Below are 16,424 nucleotides of genomic sequence, written 5' to 3'. Positions count from 1 at the left end.
ACCTCCACACCCGCACCCCGCCACCCAGTCGGCAAGAAACAGCGCAAAACGGATATGCCTAGACGCGGCGGGGCCGAGCAGCAGCCTTAAAGATCAAGCTAAGGCATCCACCCGGGCGGCCCCGGCCCGTATGCGGCAGTGTCCGCACCCGGCTAAGGCCCCCCACCGCGCGAAGATGCGGAACTCGCCCGATGTGGCGACACCCCCTGGGAGACGACAGTGGGGGCACGGCAGAAGCAATGCCGCCCCCCGGCCCCAACGGGCCGTCGTCCTCAGGGAGAAGCACATGTACATGCTCGAACTCCACAAGCTGAACGCGATCGAACTGCGGCGCCGTGCCGAGCAGGAGCGGCTTGCCGGGGAGGCCCGTCGGGCCCGCCGCGCCGTCCGCAGGGCCGCCCGTGAATCCGTACGCAAGGAGGCCGAAGGGCCGGTGAGTACGGACCGGGACCGGTTCGTCCACGCCGCGTAGTGGCCGTGTGACGGCTTCGCGATGCCGGACGACCCGATTCCGGGGCCCGCACCGTCGGACCCATGTGCGATGCTCGGCGACGTGGAGACCAGGTCCGTCAGTCCCGTGTTCGTCGGCCGCGCAGGTGAATTCGCCTCGCTCATCGATGCGCTCACCCGCGCCACCGCAGAGGACACCGGCCGGGCCGACCGCCCCGGCGGCGAGCCGCAGGCGCTGCTCATCGGCGGCGAGGCGGGCGTCGGCAAGACCCGGCTGGTCGAGGAGTTCCTCGCGGCGGCGGTGCGCCGCGAGGCCGTCGTCGCCGTCGGCGGCTGCGTCGAGGTCGGTGCCGACGGCCTGCCCTACGCCCCGTTCTCCACTGCCCTGCGCGCCCTGCGCCGTACCCTCCCCGACGAGATGGCTGCCGCCTGCGCCGGGCAGGAGGGTGAACTGGCCCGGCTGCTGCCCGAACTCGGCGAGGCCGACCGGGACGCCACCGACGAGCACAGCACCGCCCGCCTCTTCGAACTCACCGCCAGACTCCTGGAGCGCATCTCGGCGCAGCGCGCGGTCGTCCTCGTCCTGGAGGACCTGCACTGGGCCGACGCCTCCACCCGGCATCTCCTCGCCTATCTCTTCCGCACCGTGCGCAGCGGCCGTCTCGTCGTGATCGGCACCTACCGCTCCGACGACATCCACCGCCGCCACCCCCTGCGCCCCCTCCTCGCCGAACTGGACCGGCTCCGTACCGTCCTCCGGATCGAACTCGCCCGCTTCAACCACGCCGAGGTACGCCGCCAGCTCACCGGCATCCTCGCCGCCACCCCCGAGGCAGCCCTGGTGGACGAGATCTTCGAACGCTCCGACGGCAACGCCTTCTTCGTCGAGGAACTCGCCTGCAGCCTGGAGAGCGGCGACCGCTCCCGACTCTCCGACTCGCTGCGCGACCTGCTGCTCGTCCGCGTCGAAGCGCTCCCCGACGACGCCCAGAAGATCGCCCGGATCGTCGCCGAGGGCGGCTCCACCGTCGAGTACGAACTGCTGGCCGCGGTCGCCCGGCTCACCGAGGACGAACTCATCGAGGCGCTGCGGGCGGCCGTCGGAGCCAACCTGCTGCTCACCACCCCGGAGGGCAACGGCTACCGCTTCCGGCACTCCCTGGTCCGCGAGGCCGTCAGTGACGATCTGCTGCCCGGCGAGCGCTCTCGGCTCAACCGGCGCTATGCGGAAGCCCTGGAGAACGATCCCACCCTCGTCCGCGCCGGTGAACGGGCCACCCGGCTCGCCAGCTACTGGTACGGCGCTCACGATGCCGCCAAGGCCCTGCCAGCCGTACTGAAGGCCTCGGTCGAGGCCCGCCGCCGCTACGCGTTCTCCGAGCAACTCCGCCTGCTGGAAAGGGCGATGGAGCTGTGGGACGACGCCCCCGATGACGTGCGCCGCACCCTGCGCCCCATCGACTACGCAGAGAGCTACCCAGCGTGCGGCTGCGGCCCCGACACCACCCCGCTGCGCTATCTCGACCTGATGGCCGAGGCCACCGTCGCCGCCCGGTTCGGCGGCGAACGCGAACGGGCCCTGGCCATTGCCAAGAAGGCCATGCGTGTCCTGGACGGCGAGGACGACCCGCTGCGCGCCGCCTGGTTCTGGGTCCAGCGCTCCCGGCTGATGCAGGACCTCACCCGTGGCGACGGATGGCAGGAACTGGCCACCGCCCAGGAGCTCGTACGCGGCCTGCCCCCGTCCGTCGTGCATGCCGATGTCCTGATGAGCGTGGCGGGATGGGGCGCCCTGCACCGCCCGGGCGCCGAGACGCTGCAAGCCGTCGACCGGGCCGTGGAGTACGCCCGGCTCGTCGGTGACGAGTACATCGAACTGCATGCCAGGCTCACCCGTGGCTGGCTCACCGCCGACGCGGGCAGCGTCGACGAGGGCATCGCCGAGATGTACGCAGTCCGCGACCGGGCCGACGAACTGCACCTGGTCGGCATCATGAGCCGGGCCGGCATCAACCTCCCCTCCACCCTCGAATCCATGGGCCGCTCCCTGGAGGCCGTGGCCGCTGCGGACCACGGCATCGACATCAGCCGCAGCCACGGCATCGCCGACATGGAGGCATGGGTCCGCTGCAACCAGGCGACCTCGCTCTTCTCCCTCGGCCACTGGGAGGAGAGCCGCGCGACCACCGACGCGGCGGCCCGCGCCGCCCAGTCCAGCAAGGCGCAAGGGCTCGTCGCCTCACGCCGTACCGAACTGGCCCTCGCCCAGGGCGACCTGGCCGAGGCGGAGATTCAACTCGCCCTGACCCGAAGCTGCCTCGGCTCCTGTGACCCGCAGCCCCAGCACCTCATCAACCCCGTACGCCACGCCATGACCCTCGCCGTGCAGCAGGGGCGGCTCTTCGAGGCGCGGGCCGCGTTCGAGGCGCAGGCGGAGCAGGGCTTCCCGCCCGGCACCCAGCGGTATGCCCTGCCACTGCTCCTTGTCGCCGCCGCCGCCGAGGCCGACGCCCGGGGTCTGCCCGCCGCCGACCCCGGCCGGCCGGTGATCCTCGCCGGCATCCGGACCCACCTGAAGCGGCTGCCGATGCTCATTCCCATCTGGGCCGCCTACGGTCTCCTGGTCGATGCCGAGCTGGCCCGGGCGGAGGGTCACGACACCCCCGACCACTGGTCCCGCGCCGCCACCGCATTCGCCCCCCTGCACCGCCCGTACGAGCTGGCACAGATCCGCCACCGCTGGGCCGAGGCCCTTCTCATCGCCGCCGGCGACCGGTCCGCGGCCACCACCCTGCTGCGCGAGGCCCACCGCGCCGCAGGGCGACTCGGCGCGCGCCCGCTGACCGAAACCATCGAGCTGCTGGCCGGACGCGCCCGCATCACCCTCACCGCCTCCGACCGGTCCCCGGCCCATGACACCGCCCAAGAGATACCGGTCGCCGTCACCGTCCCCGCCCAGGGCGGCACCACCGAGGAGGCGGCGGACCGGGAGCAGACCGAGGACCACCTGCGCGAGGCGGCAGCAGCGGCGGTGGAGTCCTTCGGGCTGACGCGACGCGAACAGGATGTGCACCGTCTCGTCGCAGCCGGTCACACCAACCGCAGGATCGCCGAGGAGCTCTACATCTCACCCAAGACCGCGAGCGTGCACGTCTCCAACATTCTCGCCAAGCTCGGCGTCTCCAGCCGCGGCGAGGCGGCCGCCCTGGCCCACCGGCTCCGCCTGTACCCGGCCCGGAACGCCTCCTGATACCGGGGGCGTCCGGCCCGCCCACGGCCGCGCGTCCGGTCCGGCTTCCGGAGCGTCCGGGGTATCGGTGTCCGGCCCGGACGCCTCATCGGGGTCGGCCGCCGCTCGATCCGGGTCCGGTATCGCGTCCGTCGCGCCACGGTCCGCCCCAGGACCGCCGTCGGTACCGGACGCCCTGACGATCACCTTTCCGGAGGCCAGGTCTATCGGCCCGCGCCCGGGGTCGCCGACGCCGAGATCCACCTGGGTCAGTTCCAGCCGCTTCTGCTCCTCGGCGGCATGCTTACGGCCCGGCGCGAAGAGTTCCTCGAAGAAGTTGAACACCGGTCGCACGCCCTTTCGCCCGCTGCAGCCGCTACCGCACCTTCAGCACCAGGATCCTGTCGTCTCCCGGCTTCGGGGTGCCACGGGTGTCCGTATTGCTCGTGACCAGCCAGAGCTTGTTGCCGCCCGCGGCAAGCACCGTGCGCAGACGCCCGTACTTCCCCTTCAGGAACGACTGCGGGGCCGCCAGAGATTCCTTGCCGGACAGCGGAATCCTCCAGAGCCGCTCACCCTGCAGGCCTGCCATCCAGATCGAACCCTTGGCGAAGGCGATCCCGCTCGGGGACGCCTCGGACGTCTTCCACTGGGCCACGGGATCGATGAAACCCGGCTTTCCCGCCTTGCCCTCGACCTCCGGCCAGCCATAATTCCCACCCGGCTCGATCCGGTTCAGCTCGTCCCGGGTGTCCTGCCCGAATTCGGACGCCCACAGCTGCTTCTGCCCGTCCCAGGCCAGCCCCTGCACATTGCGGTGCCCGTACGAATACACCACGGAGTCGGCCTCCGGATTGCCGTGCAGCGGCTGGCCGTCCGGGGTCATCCGCAGGATCTTGCCGGCCAGCGACTTCTTGTCCTGCGCGAGCCCGGCGTCCCCCGTCTCCCCTGTGCCCGCGTAGAGCATGTGATCCGGGCCGAAGGCGATCCGCCCGCCGTTGTGGACCGAGCCCTTCGGGATCCCCCGCAGAATCGTGTCCGGTGCACCCAGCAGCCGGCCGGGCGTCGTGCCGTTCTCGTCGTACTGCATGCGCGCGATGCGGTTGTCGGACTCGGTCGTGAAGTACGCGTACACCAGATGGTCCGAACCGTACGTGGGAGAGACCGCGATCCCCAGCAGCCCTCCCTCCCCACCGGGCGACACACCGGGCACGGAGCCCAGCAGGGTCTTCTTGCCGCTCTTCCCGTCGATCCGGGTGATCGTGCCCTTGTCGCGGGAGGAGACCAGCAGATCGCCGCCGGGCAGCTCCGCCAGCCCCCACGGCGACTCGAGGCCCTCGGCGAGCGTGGAGACCACCTCCACCGAGCCCTTCGCCGGCGGCAGGGCCACCGACGCGGACGGGGAGGCCGACGGGCCCGACGCGGCAGGGGAGGGGCGGGACGGCGATGGAAGGTGCCCGACGCCCGCCGCGCTGCCGGAACCGTCCCCCGAGGAACACCCCGCGGTCAGCAGCAGTGTGCCCGTGGCCAGCACGGCCACCGCTGCGTGACGCATGCCTCGACGCCGCCCCCGGCGACCCGCAGGGCCTTCTACAGATCCGAACAGAACACCGCGCACAGCACCGATCCCTTCGACGGCCACCCGACTACTGTTCTTACACCGCAGCCCCGCCCCGGCTACCCGATGCCCGCCGGTTTTCTCGACCGGTGATCACGGACGCGGGGCCGGAGGTCAGTCCCACGACCTCCGCGCCGGGGGCAGCCGGGCGATCTCCACGAGATCCTGCGCGGTCAGCGTCAGCCCGGCCGCCCCTGCGTTCTCCACCGCCCACCGCTCCCGCTTGGTCCCCGGCACCGGCACCACGTGCGGCCCCTGCCGCAGCACCCAGGCCAACGCCACCTGCGCCGTGGTCGCCCCGTGCCGCTCCGCGATCCGCCGCAGCCCGACCACCACCGGCTGGTTCGCCGCCATCATCTCGGCCGTGAACAGCGGATGCCTGGCCCGCAGATCGTCGGGCTCGAAGCCCTGTCCCGGGGTCAGCGTGCCCGTCAGATAGCCGTTCCCCAGGGGCATCGCCGCAAGCAGCCCCACACCCCGCGCCGAGCACCACGGAAGCAACGACTCCAGCGCCTGCGGCGACCAGACCGACAGCTCCGCCTGCACCGCGCTCACCGGGAAGACCTGCTGCACCCGCTCCAGCTGACGGATCGTTTCGTCATACATGCGGGCACCCGGCCGTCGTGAAGCCCGCGCCCCGACCGCACAGAGTCCGAGTGCCCGCACTTTTCCGGCGGTCACCAGCTCCGCCATCGCGCCCCAGGTCTCCTCGACCGGCACCTCGGGATCGGCCCGGTGCAGCTGGTACAGATCGATCACATCGGTCTGCAGCCGCCGCAGCGAGGCGTCACAGGCCCGCCGCACATAGCCGGGGCGGCCATTGGCGACGATGTGCTGATCGCCCACCAGCAGCCCGCACTTGGTGGAGACGAACGCATCGGACCTGCGGCCCTTCAGTGCCCGGCCCACCAGTAGTTCATTGGTGAAGGGGCCGTACATGTCGGCTGTGTCGAGCAGTTGGACGCCCGCGTCGAGCGCGGCGTGCACGGCACGCAACGCACGGTCACCGCGCTGCTGCGACGCGCTGTACGCCCAGCTCATCGGCATACAGCCAAGACCGACCGCACCCACGGCGAGCGCCGCCGCACCGAGACTCCTGCGCTCCAACTCCCCGAACCCTCCCTAAGGTCCCGTGACGACAGGACCTCGGCCCCGCCGTCACGGGACCGCACCGCACCCCAAAGTAACCTCTGCCGGCCGCCGCCCCTCGCGCAGCCTCCCGGGGATTAGCCTCCTGACCATGACTTCGACGAAGAATCCCGACGTATGGATGCCGTTTCCCGCCGATGAGATCGAAGGACTTCCCGAGGGTCTCAACTACCACTTCTGGGACGGCGCGCAGGACTATCCGGCAGACCCGGCCGACTGCGCCGTCTACGTCGTGCCGTACATGAAGGGTTCCCAGATCTCGGTCCGTCCGCTCGCCGGCATGGCACAGGTCCGGATCGTGCAGACGCTCACTGCGGGCATCGACCATGTAGAGCCGGGGCTCGGTCTGCTGCCGGCCGGGGTGCGGCTGTGCAATGCCAAGGGGGTCCACGAGGCGTCGACCGCGGAGCTCGCTCTCGCGCTGATCCTTGCCTCCCTGCGCGGCTTCCCCGGGTTCGTCCACGGTCAGGACAAGGAGGAGTGGCGGGCCGGCTTCTACCCCGCGCTCGCCGACAAGTCCGTGCTGATCGTGGGGTACGGATCGATCGGGGCCGCCATCGAGGACCGGCTCGCGCCCTTCGAGTGCGCGCGGGTGGCGCGCGTCGCGCGCTCTGCGCGGACAACGGCACGCGGCCCCGTACACACGCTCGACGACCTGCCCGCGCTCCTGTCCGAAGCCGACGTCGTCGTGCTGTCCACCCCGCTGAACCCGTCCACACAAGGGCTGGTGGGCGCGGAGTTCCTCGCCGCGATGCCGGACGGAGCGTTGCTCGTGAACGTCGCACGGGGCGGCGTCGTCGACACCAAGTCGCTGTTGCTCGAACTGGAGTCCGGCCGGCTGCGCGCCGCCCTCGATGTCACCGACCCGGAACCGCTGCCCGCCGGCCATCCCCTCTGGCATGCTCCGAACGTCCTGATCACTCCTCATGTGGGCGGCAGCACCTCGGCGTTCCTGCCGCGCGCCAAGCGCCTGGTGGCCGGACAGCTGAGCCGTTTCGCCGCGGGGGAGCCGGTGCGGAACGTCGTACGCATCACCGGTTGACCACGCTGTGGGTCCGCATGACTGCGTACCGTTCCGACAAGTCCCCCGATCGTCACGGAGAGTAGATAACCTATGTCCCTGAGTGACCGGTCTGGTGTATCGTCCCGAAAGGGGCGCTGAGCCGAGGAAGGGACTGCGCCGGGGAGGACGCAACACGCGAGGGGGCGACGGGCGATGTACGGCCGATGGGCGAATGATCCGGCACCGCAGGGCAGTCGACGGCGACTGGGGCCCGTTCCGGGTTTCCCGTCGTCCGCCCGCAGGGCGGACGACCCGGCGTCCGGTGCGTGTGATCGCCGGGCGGAGGGGCGCCCTCGTGCTGGACGCTCTTGGACGAGCCCTTCCCCCTGCTTGAGCGAAACCGAGAGCTCGGGGGAGTGCGTGCCGGGCGTCGCGACGCAGACGGGAATCCCGGAACAGGCCCCAGCCGGGCGCCGGTTGCGTGCGCACCCGGCGGCGTCGGGTGCGCCCCGGTGAGCGCGCCGGCCGGCGCCCTCGGGGCGTTCCTCTCCCGGCGGTCCACCGCCGGCGGTGCATCCGCAGTGGTCCTGCAGGTCCTGGTCGGCCTCGTCTGCAGCGGTTACGCGGTGGGGGCGGCCCTCGGCTGGGGTTCTTCGGAACTGGCGCGCATCATGGGGGATTTCGGCCTCAGCGCCGCCGCGCTGGTCGCGGCCGTCTCCTGTTTCCTCTACGCGCGGACCGGCGCCGACCGGTTCCGGCCCGCCTGGCTGCTGTTCGCGCTCTCCTCGCTCATGGCCGCAGGAGGCAACGCGGTCTGGGGCTGGTACGAGGTCGTGCTCGGGCGCTCGGTGCCCAGCCCCTCCCTCGCCGATGTCTTCTACCTCTGCTTCGCACCACCCGCCATCGTCGGGCTGCTCGTCCTCGCCAAACGCCCCGTCACCCGGGCCGGATGGTTCTGTCTCGCGCTGGACTCCTGGCTGATCGGCGGATCGCTCCTCACGCTCTCCTGGAGCCTCGCCCTCGCCCATACCGCGCATCTCGTGGATGCCGAGGGCGCGAGCGTGGCCCGCGCGGCGCTCGCGCTGGCCTATCCGCTGCTCGACATCGTGCTTGTCTCCATGGTGCTGGCTCTGCACTTCCGGCGGTGCAACGTCAACCGCTCCGCGGTGAACACCGCCGTTGCCGCACTCGCCCTGACGGTCCTGTCCGACGCCCTGTTCACCTCCCCGCTGCTGCGCCAGACCTACCACTCCGGCCAGTTGCTGGACGCGGGCTGGTTCGCCGGTTCCCTGCTCCTCGCGTACGCGCCCTGGGGCGCGAACAGCGCAAGGGACAACGCCTTCCCGCCACGGGGCGCGCCGCGCCCCACCAGCCGGCCCATCGCGGGATCGCTGGCCGCGCTGACGCCGTATCTCGCCGCCGCCGTCTGCACTCTCGGCATTCTCTACAACGTCACCGAGGGCCGCCGGGTGGACCGCGTCGTGGTCTTCACCGGCTGCACGGTGGTGCTCGCCCTGGTCGTCCGGCAGGGCATCATGCTCGTCGACAACATCGCTCTCACCCAGGAGCTGGCACAGAAGGAGAACCACTTCCGCTCCCTGGTGCAGGGCTCCAGCGACGTCATCATGATCGCCGCCCCCACCGGCGTCCTGCGTTACGTCAGCCCCGCCGCCGCGGGGGTGTACGGGCGCGATGCCGACGACCTGGTCGGCGCCGAGCTCGCCTCGATCATCCACCCCGAGGATCTGGGCCGGGTGGTTCACGAGGTGCGCCGGTTCCTCGCCGCCTCCCCGGGGGAGGAGCCCACCACCCGGATCGAGTGCCGTTTCAGATCCGGTACGGGCGACTGGCTCAATGTCGAATCCACGGTCAACCGCCACCAGGGCGGGCTGATCCTCAACAGCCGAGATGTGACCGAACGGGTGCGGCTGCAGGCCCAGTTGCAGCACAACGCCGAGCACGACCCGCTCACCGACCTGCCCAACCGCGCCCTGTTCACCGAGCGGGTGCGCCAGGCCCTCGGCGGCCGCCGCTCCGGCGACCCCGGCACCGCCGTGCTCTTCATCGACCTCGACGGCTTCAAGGCGGTCAATGACCGCCTCGGCCACCAGGCGGGCGACGAGCTCCTCATCCAGGCCGCCCGCCGCCTCCATGAATCCGTACGGGCCGGCGACACCGCGGCGCGCCTCGGCGGTGACGAATTCGCGGCCATCATCCTCGGCGACGGCATCCGCGACCAGTCTGCCCGGGAATGCCAGGTCCACGAGATCGCCGACCGGCTGCGCCTCACCCTCTCCCAGCCGTACCGCATCGGCACCGGCGAGGTGCGGGTCGCAGCGTCCATCGGGGTCGCCTTCGCCGAGCCCGGCATCTCTCCGAGCGACCTCATGCGCAACGCCGACCTCGCCATGTACCGGGCCAAGGCGGGCGGCAAGAACCGCGTCGAGCTGTACGCCCCGCAGATGCAGGCGGAAGTCGTACGCCGCTCCGAGCTGACGGCCCGGCTGCGCACCGCTCTGCGCGACGGCGAGTTCGCCCTGCTTCATCAGCCCGTGGTGCATCTCGCCAGCGGCACCGTCGCCGCCGTCGCCGCCCAGGCCCGCTGGCGCTCCGCCCAGGGCATCCTGTTCACCCCGGCCGAATTCCTCCGCGTCGCCGAGGACAGCGACCGCACCGCCGAACTCGGCCGCTGGCTCCTCGAAGAGGCCGTCGAGCAGGCCGCCGACCGGGCCAGGGCCGGCCATCCCGTCTCCGTCACCGTGCGGCTCTCCGCCCGCAGGCTCCTCGACAAGGGGATGCCGTTCGGCTCCGTCGAGGCGCTGCTCACCCGGCACAGCCTGCCCTCCGGCGCCCTGATGATCGAGGTCGCCGACAGCGACCCCCGGATCTCCTTCGACGAACTCGAACAGCGTCTCATCGCGCTGCGCCGGCTCGGTGTCCGCATCGCGCTCGACGGCTTCGGCAGTGGATACGCCGCGATCAACGCCCTGCGCCGGCTCCCCATCGACGTACTGAAACTGGACCGAGGTCTCGTCGAGGGCGTCGTGGAATCCGCCCGGCTGCACAAGATCACCAGCGGCCTCCTGCGTATCGCCTGCGACCTCGGCATGCAGTCCATGGCCGACGGTGTCGACGGACCGGAGCAGGTTCTCGCGCTGCGCGCCATGGGCTGTACGCACGGCCAGGGAATGGCCTTCTCCGGACCGCTCGACGAGTACCGGCTGCGCCGCGCCCTCGCCCGCGGCGAGTTCCCGGTGCCCGACAGTGCCACCGCCCAGCCGGTCCTGGCGGGCGGCTCGATCCCACTCCTCAGCGGCTCACATGTTGAGACTCCCGTCCCACCCACTTGACACGTTGCATGCGTCGGAGAGAGGGTCAATGCCATGCGCACCCGAATTCTCGTACTTGGAAAGCGCGTCGGCTGAAGCAGAGTCCCTCACTGACACTCTGCAGACCACACCGGCGCGCTCCCCTCGCTTGCCTCACGGCACGAGGGGTTTTTTGTTGCACTAACACCAGGCAAATCCTCGTAAAACACCCGCAAAAACCCTCAGCTTCGAGAAGAGAATGCCGATGACCGAGCAGGCCACCGGGGCCCACCATCCCCAGCCGCGGGCCCGTAACGGCGGATCGTCCGCCGCCACCGTTGAGCACGTCACGGGCGCGCAGTCCCTCATCCGGTCTCTCGAGGAGGTGGGGGCCGACACGGTATTCGGCATTCCCGGCGGTGCCATCCTTCCGGCGTACGACCCGATGATGGACTCCACCCGGGTCCGTCATGTGCTGGTCCGTCACGAGCAGGGCGCCGGACACGCCGCCACCGGCTACGCACAGGCCACCGGCAAGGTCGGCGTCTGCATGGCCACCTCCGGCCCCGGCGCCACCAACCTGGTCACGCCGATCGCCGACGCCCACATGGACTCCGTCCCGCTGGTCGCGATCACCGGCCAGGTCGCCTCCAAGGCCATCGGTACGGACGCCTTCCAGGAAGCCGACATCTGCGGCATCACGATGCCGGTCACCAAGCACAACTTCCTGGTCACTAAGGCCGAGGACATCCCGCACACCATCGCCGAGGCCTTCCACATCGCCTCCACCGGCCGTCCGGGCCCCGTCCTCGTCGACATCGCCAAGGACGCCCTGCAGGCGCAGACCACGTTCAGCTGGCCGCCCACCCAGGACCTGCCCGGCTACCGCCCGGTCACCAAGCCGCACGCCAAGCAGATCCGCGAAGCCGCCAAGCTGATCACTCAGGCCAAGCGCCCGGTGCTGTACGTCGGCGGCGGTGTCATCAAGGCGGGGGCCACCGCCGAACTGAAGGTCCTCGCAGAGCTCACCGGAGCGCCCGTCACCACCACGCTGATGGCGCTCGGCGCATTCCCCGACAGCCACCCGCTGCACGTCGGAATGCCGGGCATGCACGGTGCGGTCACCGCCGTCACCGCGCTGCAGAAGGCCGACCTGATCGTCGCCCTCGGAGCCCGATTCGACGACCGCGTCACCGGCAAGCTGGACAGCTTCGCCCCGTACGCCAAGATCGTCCACGCCGACATCGACCCGGCCGAGATCGGCAAGAACCGCGCCGCGGACGTCCCGATCGTGGGCGATGCCCGCGAGGTCCTGGCCGACCTGGTCCAGGCCGTCCAGGCCGAGCACACCGAAGGTCACGTCGGTGACTACGACGCCTGGTGGAAGGACCTCAACCGCTGGCGCGACACCTACCCGCTCGGCTATGACCTGCCCGAGGACGGCAGCCTCTCGCCGCAGCAGGTCATCCAGCGCATCGGTCAGCTCGCCCCCGAGGGCACGATCTTCGCGGCGGGCGTCGGCCAGCACCAGATGTGGGCCTCGCACTTCATCCAGTACGAGCAGCCCGCCACCTGGCTGAACTCCGGCGGCGCCGGAACGATGGGTTACGCGGTCCCGGCCGCGATGGGTGCCAAGGCCGGCATGCCGGACCGTACGGTCTGGGCGATCGACGGCGACGGCTGCTTCCAGATGACCAACCAGGAACTCACCACCTGCGCGCTCAACAACATCCCGATCAAGGTCGCCATCATCAACAACGGGGCGCTCGGGATGGTCCGCCAGTGGCAGACCCTGTTCTACAACCAGCGGTACTCCAACACCGTGCTGCACTCCGGCGCCGACACCGAGGGCGTCCCGGCGAAGGGCACCCGCGTCCCGGACTTCGTCAAGCTGTCCGAGGCCATGGGCTGCCACGCGATCCGCTGCGAGGACCCGGCCGACCTGGACAAGGTCATCGAAGAGGCCAATTCCATCAACGACCGCCCCGTCGTGATCGACTTCATCGTCCACGAGGACGCCATGGTGTGGCCGATGGTCGCCGCCGGCACCTCCAACGACGAGGTCATGGCCGCCCGCGGGGTCCGCCCCGACTTCGGCGACAACGAAGACGACTGAGAGACAGAGAGAGACCGACTCCATGTCCACCAAGCACACGCTCTCCGTCCTGGTCGAGAACAAGCCCGGTGTCCTCGCCCGGATCACCGCCCTGTTCTCCCGCCGCGGCTTCAACATCGACTCGCTCGCGGTCGGTACCACCGAGCACCCCGACATCTCGCGCATCACCATCGTCGTCAATGTCGAGGACCTGCCTCTTGAGCAGGTGACCAAACAGCTCAACAAGCTGGTGAACGTCCTGAAGATCGTCGAACTCGAGCCGTCCGCTGCGATCCAGCGTGAGCTCGTCCTGGTGAAGGTCCGCGCCGACAACGAGACCCGCTCCCAGATCGTCGAGATCGTCCAGCTGTTCCGCGCCAAGACCGTGGACGTCTCCCCGGAGGCCGTCACGATCGAGGCGACCGGCGGTACCGACAAGCTGGAGGCCATGCTCAAGATGCTGGAGCAGTACGGCATCAAGGAGCTGGTCCAGTCCGGCACCATCGCCATAGGGCGCGGCGCGCGCTCGATCACCGACCGTTCGCTGCGCGCCCTCGACCGTTCGGCCTAGGCACCGCCACTTCGCCGCTCGTATGGCGAGACCCGAAAACGTATCTGACGCACCCCGCCGTACGGTGGGAAGCAACACCTGCACACCAAGGAGAGACCCAGTGGCCGAGCTGTTCTACGACGACGATGCCGACCTGTCCATCATCCAGGGCCGCAAGGTCGCGGTCATCGGCTACGGCAGCCAGGGCCACGCCCACGCGCTGTCGCTGCGCGACTCGGGTGTCGACGTCCGTGTCGGTCTGCACGAGGGCTCCAAGTCCAAGGCCAAGGCCGAGGAGCAGGGCCTGCGCGTGGTGACCCCGTCCGAGGCCGCCGCCGAGGCCGACGTCATCATGATCCTGGTCCCGGACCCGATCCAGGCCCAGGTCTACGAGGAGTCCATCAAGGACAACCTCAAGGACGGCGACGCGCTGTTCTTCGGCCACGGCCTGAACATCCGCTTCGACTTCATCAAGCCGCCGGCCAATGTCGACGTCTGCATGGTCGCCCCGAAGGGCCCGGGCCACCTGGTCCGCCGTCAGTACGAGGAGGGCCGCGGCGTCCCGTGCATCGTGGCCGTCGAGCAGGACGCCTCGGGCAACGGCCTGGCGCTCGCCCTGTCGTACGCGAAGGGCATCGGCGGCACCCGCGCCGGCGTCATCAAGACGACCTTCACCGAGGAGACCGAGACCGACCTGTTCGGTGAGCAGGCCGTCCTCTGCGGTGGCACCGCCGCCCTGGTCAAGGCCGGTTTCGAGACCCTGACCGAGGCCGGCTACCAGCCGGAGATCGCGTACTTCGAGTGCCTGCACGAGCTGAAGCTCATCGTGGACCTCATGTACGAGGGCGGCCTGGAGAAGATGCGCTGGTCCATCTCGGAGACCGCCGAGTGGGGCGACTACGTCACCGGCCCGCGGATCATCACGGACGCCACCAAGGCCGAGATGAAGAAGGTCCTCGCGGAGATCCAGGACGGCACCTTCGCCAAGAACTGGATGGCCGAGTACCACAACGGTCTGCCCAAGTACAACGAGTACAAGAAGGCGGACAGCGACCACCTCCTGGAGACCACCGGCCGTGAGCTGCGCAAGCTCATGAGCTGGGTCAACGACGAGGACGCGTAACCCATTCGCCCCGGGGGCGGGTCTCCTGACCCGTCCCCGCGGTGTTCCCCCCTGCTTCACCGCTGGAAGAGGCGGCGTCGTACGTGTGTACAAGTCGTCCACCCCCGTGTGGGTGATCCTTCCATCGGGGCGCAGTATGCGTCCTGGCGCATGACTACACTTCTCCACACATACACGCGTCAGGCCCACAGTGTCGTGCGTCTTCCACGCGGCAAGCCCCTCCACCGCCTGCGGCCGTCGGGACGGCCGTCCGCACTGGACTTGTGAGGACTCACGTGAGCTCGAAACCTGTCGTACTCATCGCTGAAGAGCTGTCGCCTGCCACGGTTGACGCCCTGGGTCCGGATTTCGAAATCCGGCACTGCAACGGCGCGGACCGCGCCGAGCTCCTCCCCGCGATCGCCGATGTCGACGCCATCCTGGTGCGCTCCGCCACCAAGGTCGACGCCGAGGCCATCGCCGCCGCGAAGAAGCTGAAGGTCGTCGCCCGCGCGGGCGTCGGTCTGGACAACGTCGACGTCTCCGCCGCCACCAAGGCCGGCGTGATGGTCGTCAACGCGCCGACCTCCAACATCGTGACCGCTGCCGAGCTGGCCTGCGGTCTGCTGGTCGCCACCGCGCGCAACATCCCGCAGGCCAACACCGCCCTCAAGAACGGCGAGTGGAAGCGCTCCAAGTACACCGGCGTCGAGCTGAGCGAGAAGATCCTCGGCGTCGTCGGCCTCGGCCGCATCGGTGTCCTGGTCGCTCAGCGCATGTCGGCCTTCGGCATGAAGATCGTCGCGTACGACCCCTATGTGCAGCCCGCGCGTGCCGCCCAGATGGGCGTCAAACTCCTTACGCTGGACGAGCTGCTCGAGGTTGCCGACTTCATCACCGTGCACCTGCCCAAGACCCCTGAGACGCTGGGCCTGATCGGCGACGAGGCGCTGCACAAGGTGAAGCCCTCGGTGCGTATCGTCAACGCCGCGCGCGGTGGCATCGTCGACGAGGAGGCGCTCGCCTCCGCCCTCAAGGAGGGCCGGGTCGCCGGCGCCGGTCTCGACGTGTACACGAAGGAGCCCTGCACGGACTCCCCGCTGTTCGAGTTCGACCAGGTCGTCTGCACCCCGCACCTCGGTGCCTCCACCGACGAGGCCCAGGAGAAGGCGGGCATCGCGGTCGCCAAATCCGTGCGCCTCGCCCTCGCCGGTGAGCTCGTGCCGGACGCGGTCAACGTCCAGGGCGGTGTGATCGCCGAGGACGTACGCCCGGGCTTGCCGCTCGCCGAGAAGCTCGGCCGGATCTTCACGGCGCTCGCGGGCGAGGTCGCGGTCCGCCTCGACGTCGAGGTGTACGGCGAGATCACCCAGCACGACGTCAAGGTGCTCGAACTCTCCGCGCTCAAGGGCGTCTTCGAGGACGTGGTCGACGAGACCGTGTCGTATGTGAATGCCCCGCTCTTCGCGCAGGAGCGCGGTGTCGAGGTCCGCCTCACCACCAGCTCCGAGTCGCCGGACCACCGCAACGTGGTCACCGTCCGCGGCACGCTCTCGGGCGGCGAGGAGGTCGCGGTCTCCGGCACGCTGGCCGGCCCCAAGCACCTCCAGAAGATCGTAGCCGTCGGCCAGTACGACGTGGACCTGGCGCTGGCCGACCACATGGTGGTGCTGCGTTACGAGGACCGTCCCGGTGTCGTCGGCACGGTCGGCCGGATCCTCGGCGAGGCCGGTCTGAACATCGCGGGCATGCAGGTCTCGCGGACGGACGCGGGCGGCGAGGCGCTGGTCGTACTCACCGTCGACGACGACGTCCCGGCGTCGGTTCTCACCGAGATCTCCACGGAGATCGGTGCCGCATCGGCCCGTACGGTGAACCTGACCGACTGACGGCCACAGGGCCCCGCGCACCCGGCATCTA

General features: G+C 70.1%; 10 protein-coding genes. 8 read left to right on the top strand and 2 right to left on the bottom strand.

From position 1 onward, the window contains the following. The first annotated feature begins 286 nt into the window (after positions 1 to 286). Entirely contained in the window at positions 287 to 472 is a 186-nt protein-coding gene (locus IEZ15_RS22700) for a hypothetical protein (RefSeq protein ID WP_189279120.1), read from the top strand. Positions 473 to 541: 69 nt separating this feature from the next. Beyond that, positions 542 to 3,700, top strand: a complete 3,159-nt coding sequence (locus tag IEZ15_RS22695; RefSeq protein ID WP_189279119.1) for a helix-turn-helix transcriptional regulator — start codon at positions 542 to 544, stop codon at positions 3,698 to 3,700. Between the two features lie 355 nt (positions 3,701 to 4,055). Here the strand turns inward: IEZ15_RS22695 and IEZ15_RS22690 are convergent, their stop codons facing one another. Next, on the bottom strand, positions 4,056 to 5,234 hold the full coding sequence (locus IEZ15_RS22690) for a PQQ-dependent sugar dehydrogenase (protein WP_229846047.1): 1,179 nt from the start codon (positions 5,232 to 5,234) through the stop codon (positions 4,056 to 4,058). Between the two features lie 177 nt (positions 5,235 to 5,411). Then, positions 5,412 to 6,404, bottom strand: coding sequence for an aldo/keto reductase (locus tag IEZ15_RS22685; protein ID WP_114246817.1), 993 nt, complete (start codon positions 6,402 to 6,404; stop codon positions 5,412 to 5,414). A 133-nt stretch (positions 6,405 to 6,537) separates the two neighbouring features. Here IEZ15_RS22685 and IEZ15_RS22680 point away from each other — a divergent pair, with 133 nt between their 5' ends. From IEZ15_RS22680 to serA, 6 genes are all read left to right on the top strand, one after another. Further along, positions 6,538 to 7,488: a 2-hydroxyacid dehydrogenase gene (locus IEZ15_RS22680; RefSeq protein WP_189279117.1), complete on the top strand. Its 951-nt coding sequence runs from the start codon at positions 6,538 to 6,540 to the stop codon at positions 7,486 to 7,488. A gap of 473 nt (positions 7,489 to 7,961) precedes the next feature. Continuing rightward, positions 7,962 to 10,799 carry a putative bifunctional diguanylate cyclase/phosphodiesterase gene (locus IEZ15_RS22675; protein ID WP_189279116.1) on the top strand — a complete coding sequence of 946 codons (2,838 nt, stop codon included), beginning with the start codon at positions 7,962 to 7,964 and terminating at the stop codon, positions 10,797 to 10,799. A gap of 217 nt (positions 10,800 to 11,016) precedes the next feature. Then, positions 11,017 to 12,873 (top strand): acetolactate synthase large subunit, encoded by a 1,857-nt coding sequence (locus IEZ15_RS22670; protein WP_114246820.1) that lies wholly within the window; start codon positions 11,017 to 11,019, stop codon positions 12,871 to 12,873. 22 nt (positions 12,874 to 12,895) lie between these two features. Then, positions 12,896 to 13,423, top strand: coding sequence for an acetolactate synthase small subunit (gene ilvN / locus IEZ15_RS22665; RefSeq protein WP_114246821.1), 528 nt, complete (start codon positions 12,896 to 12,898; stop codon positions 13,421 to 13,423). Between the two features lie 100 nt (positions 13,424 to 13,523). Next, on the top strand, positions 13,524 to 14,525 hold the full coding sequence (gene ilvC, locus IEZ15_RS22660) for a ketol-acid reductoisomerase (RefSeq protein ID WP_037690024.1): 1,002 nt from the start codon (positions 13,524 to 13,526) through the stop codon (positions 14,523 to 14,525). Positions 14,526 to 14,800: 275 nt separating this feature from the next. After that, positions 14,801 to 16,393 (top strand): phosphoglycerate dehydrogenase, encoded by a 1,593-nt coding sequence (serA, locus tag IEZ15_RS22655; RefSeq protein WP_189279115.1) that lies wholly within the window; start codon positions 14,801 to 14,803, stop codon positions 16,391 to 16,393. Positions 16,394 to 16,424: the final 31 nt, after the last annotated feature.

This window comes from Streptomyces atratus (genome assembly GCF_014648655.1).
In the GTDB taxonomy this organism is placed as follows: domain Bacteria; phylum Actinomycetota; class Actinomycetes; order Streptomycetales; family Streptomycetaceae; genus Streptomyces; species Streptomyces atratus.
The sequence above is the reverse complement of the archived record's forward strand: the minus strand, read 5'-3'. Positions and strand labels throughout refer to the sequence as shown.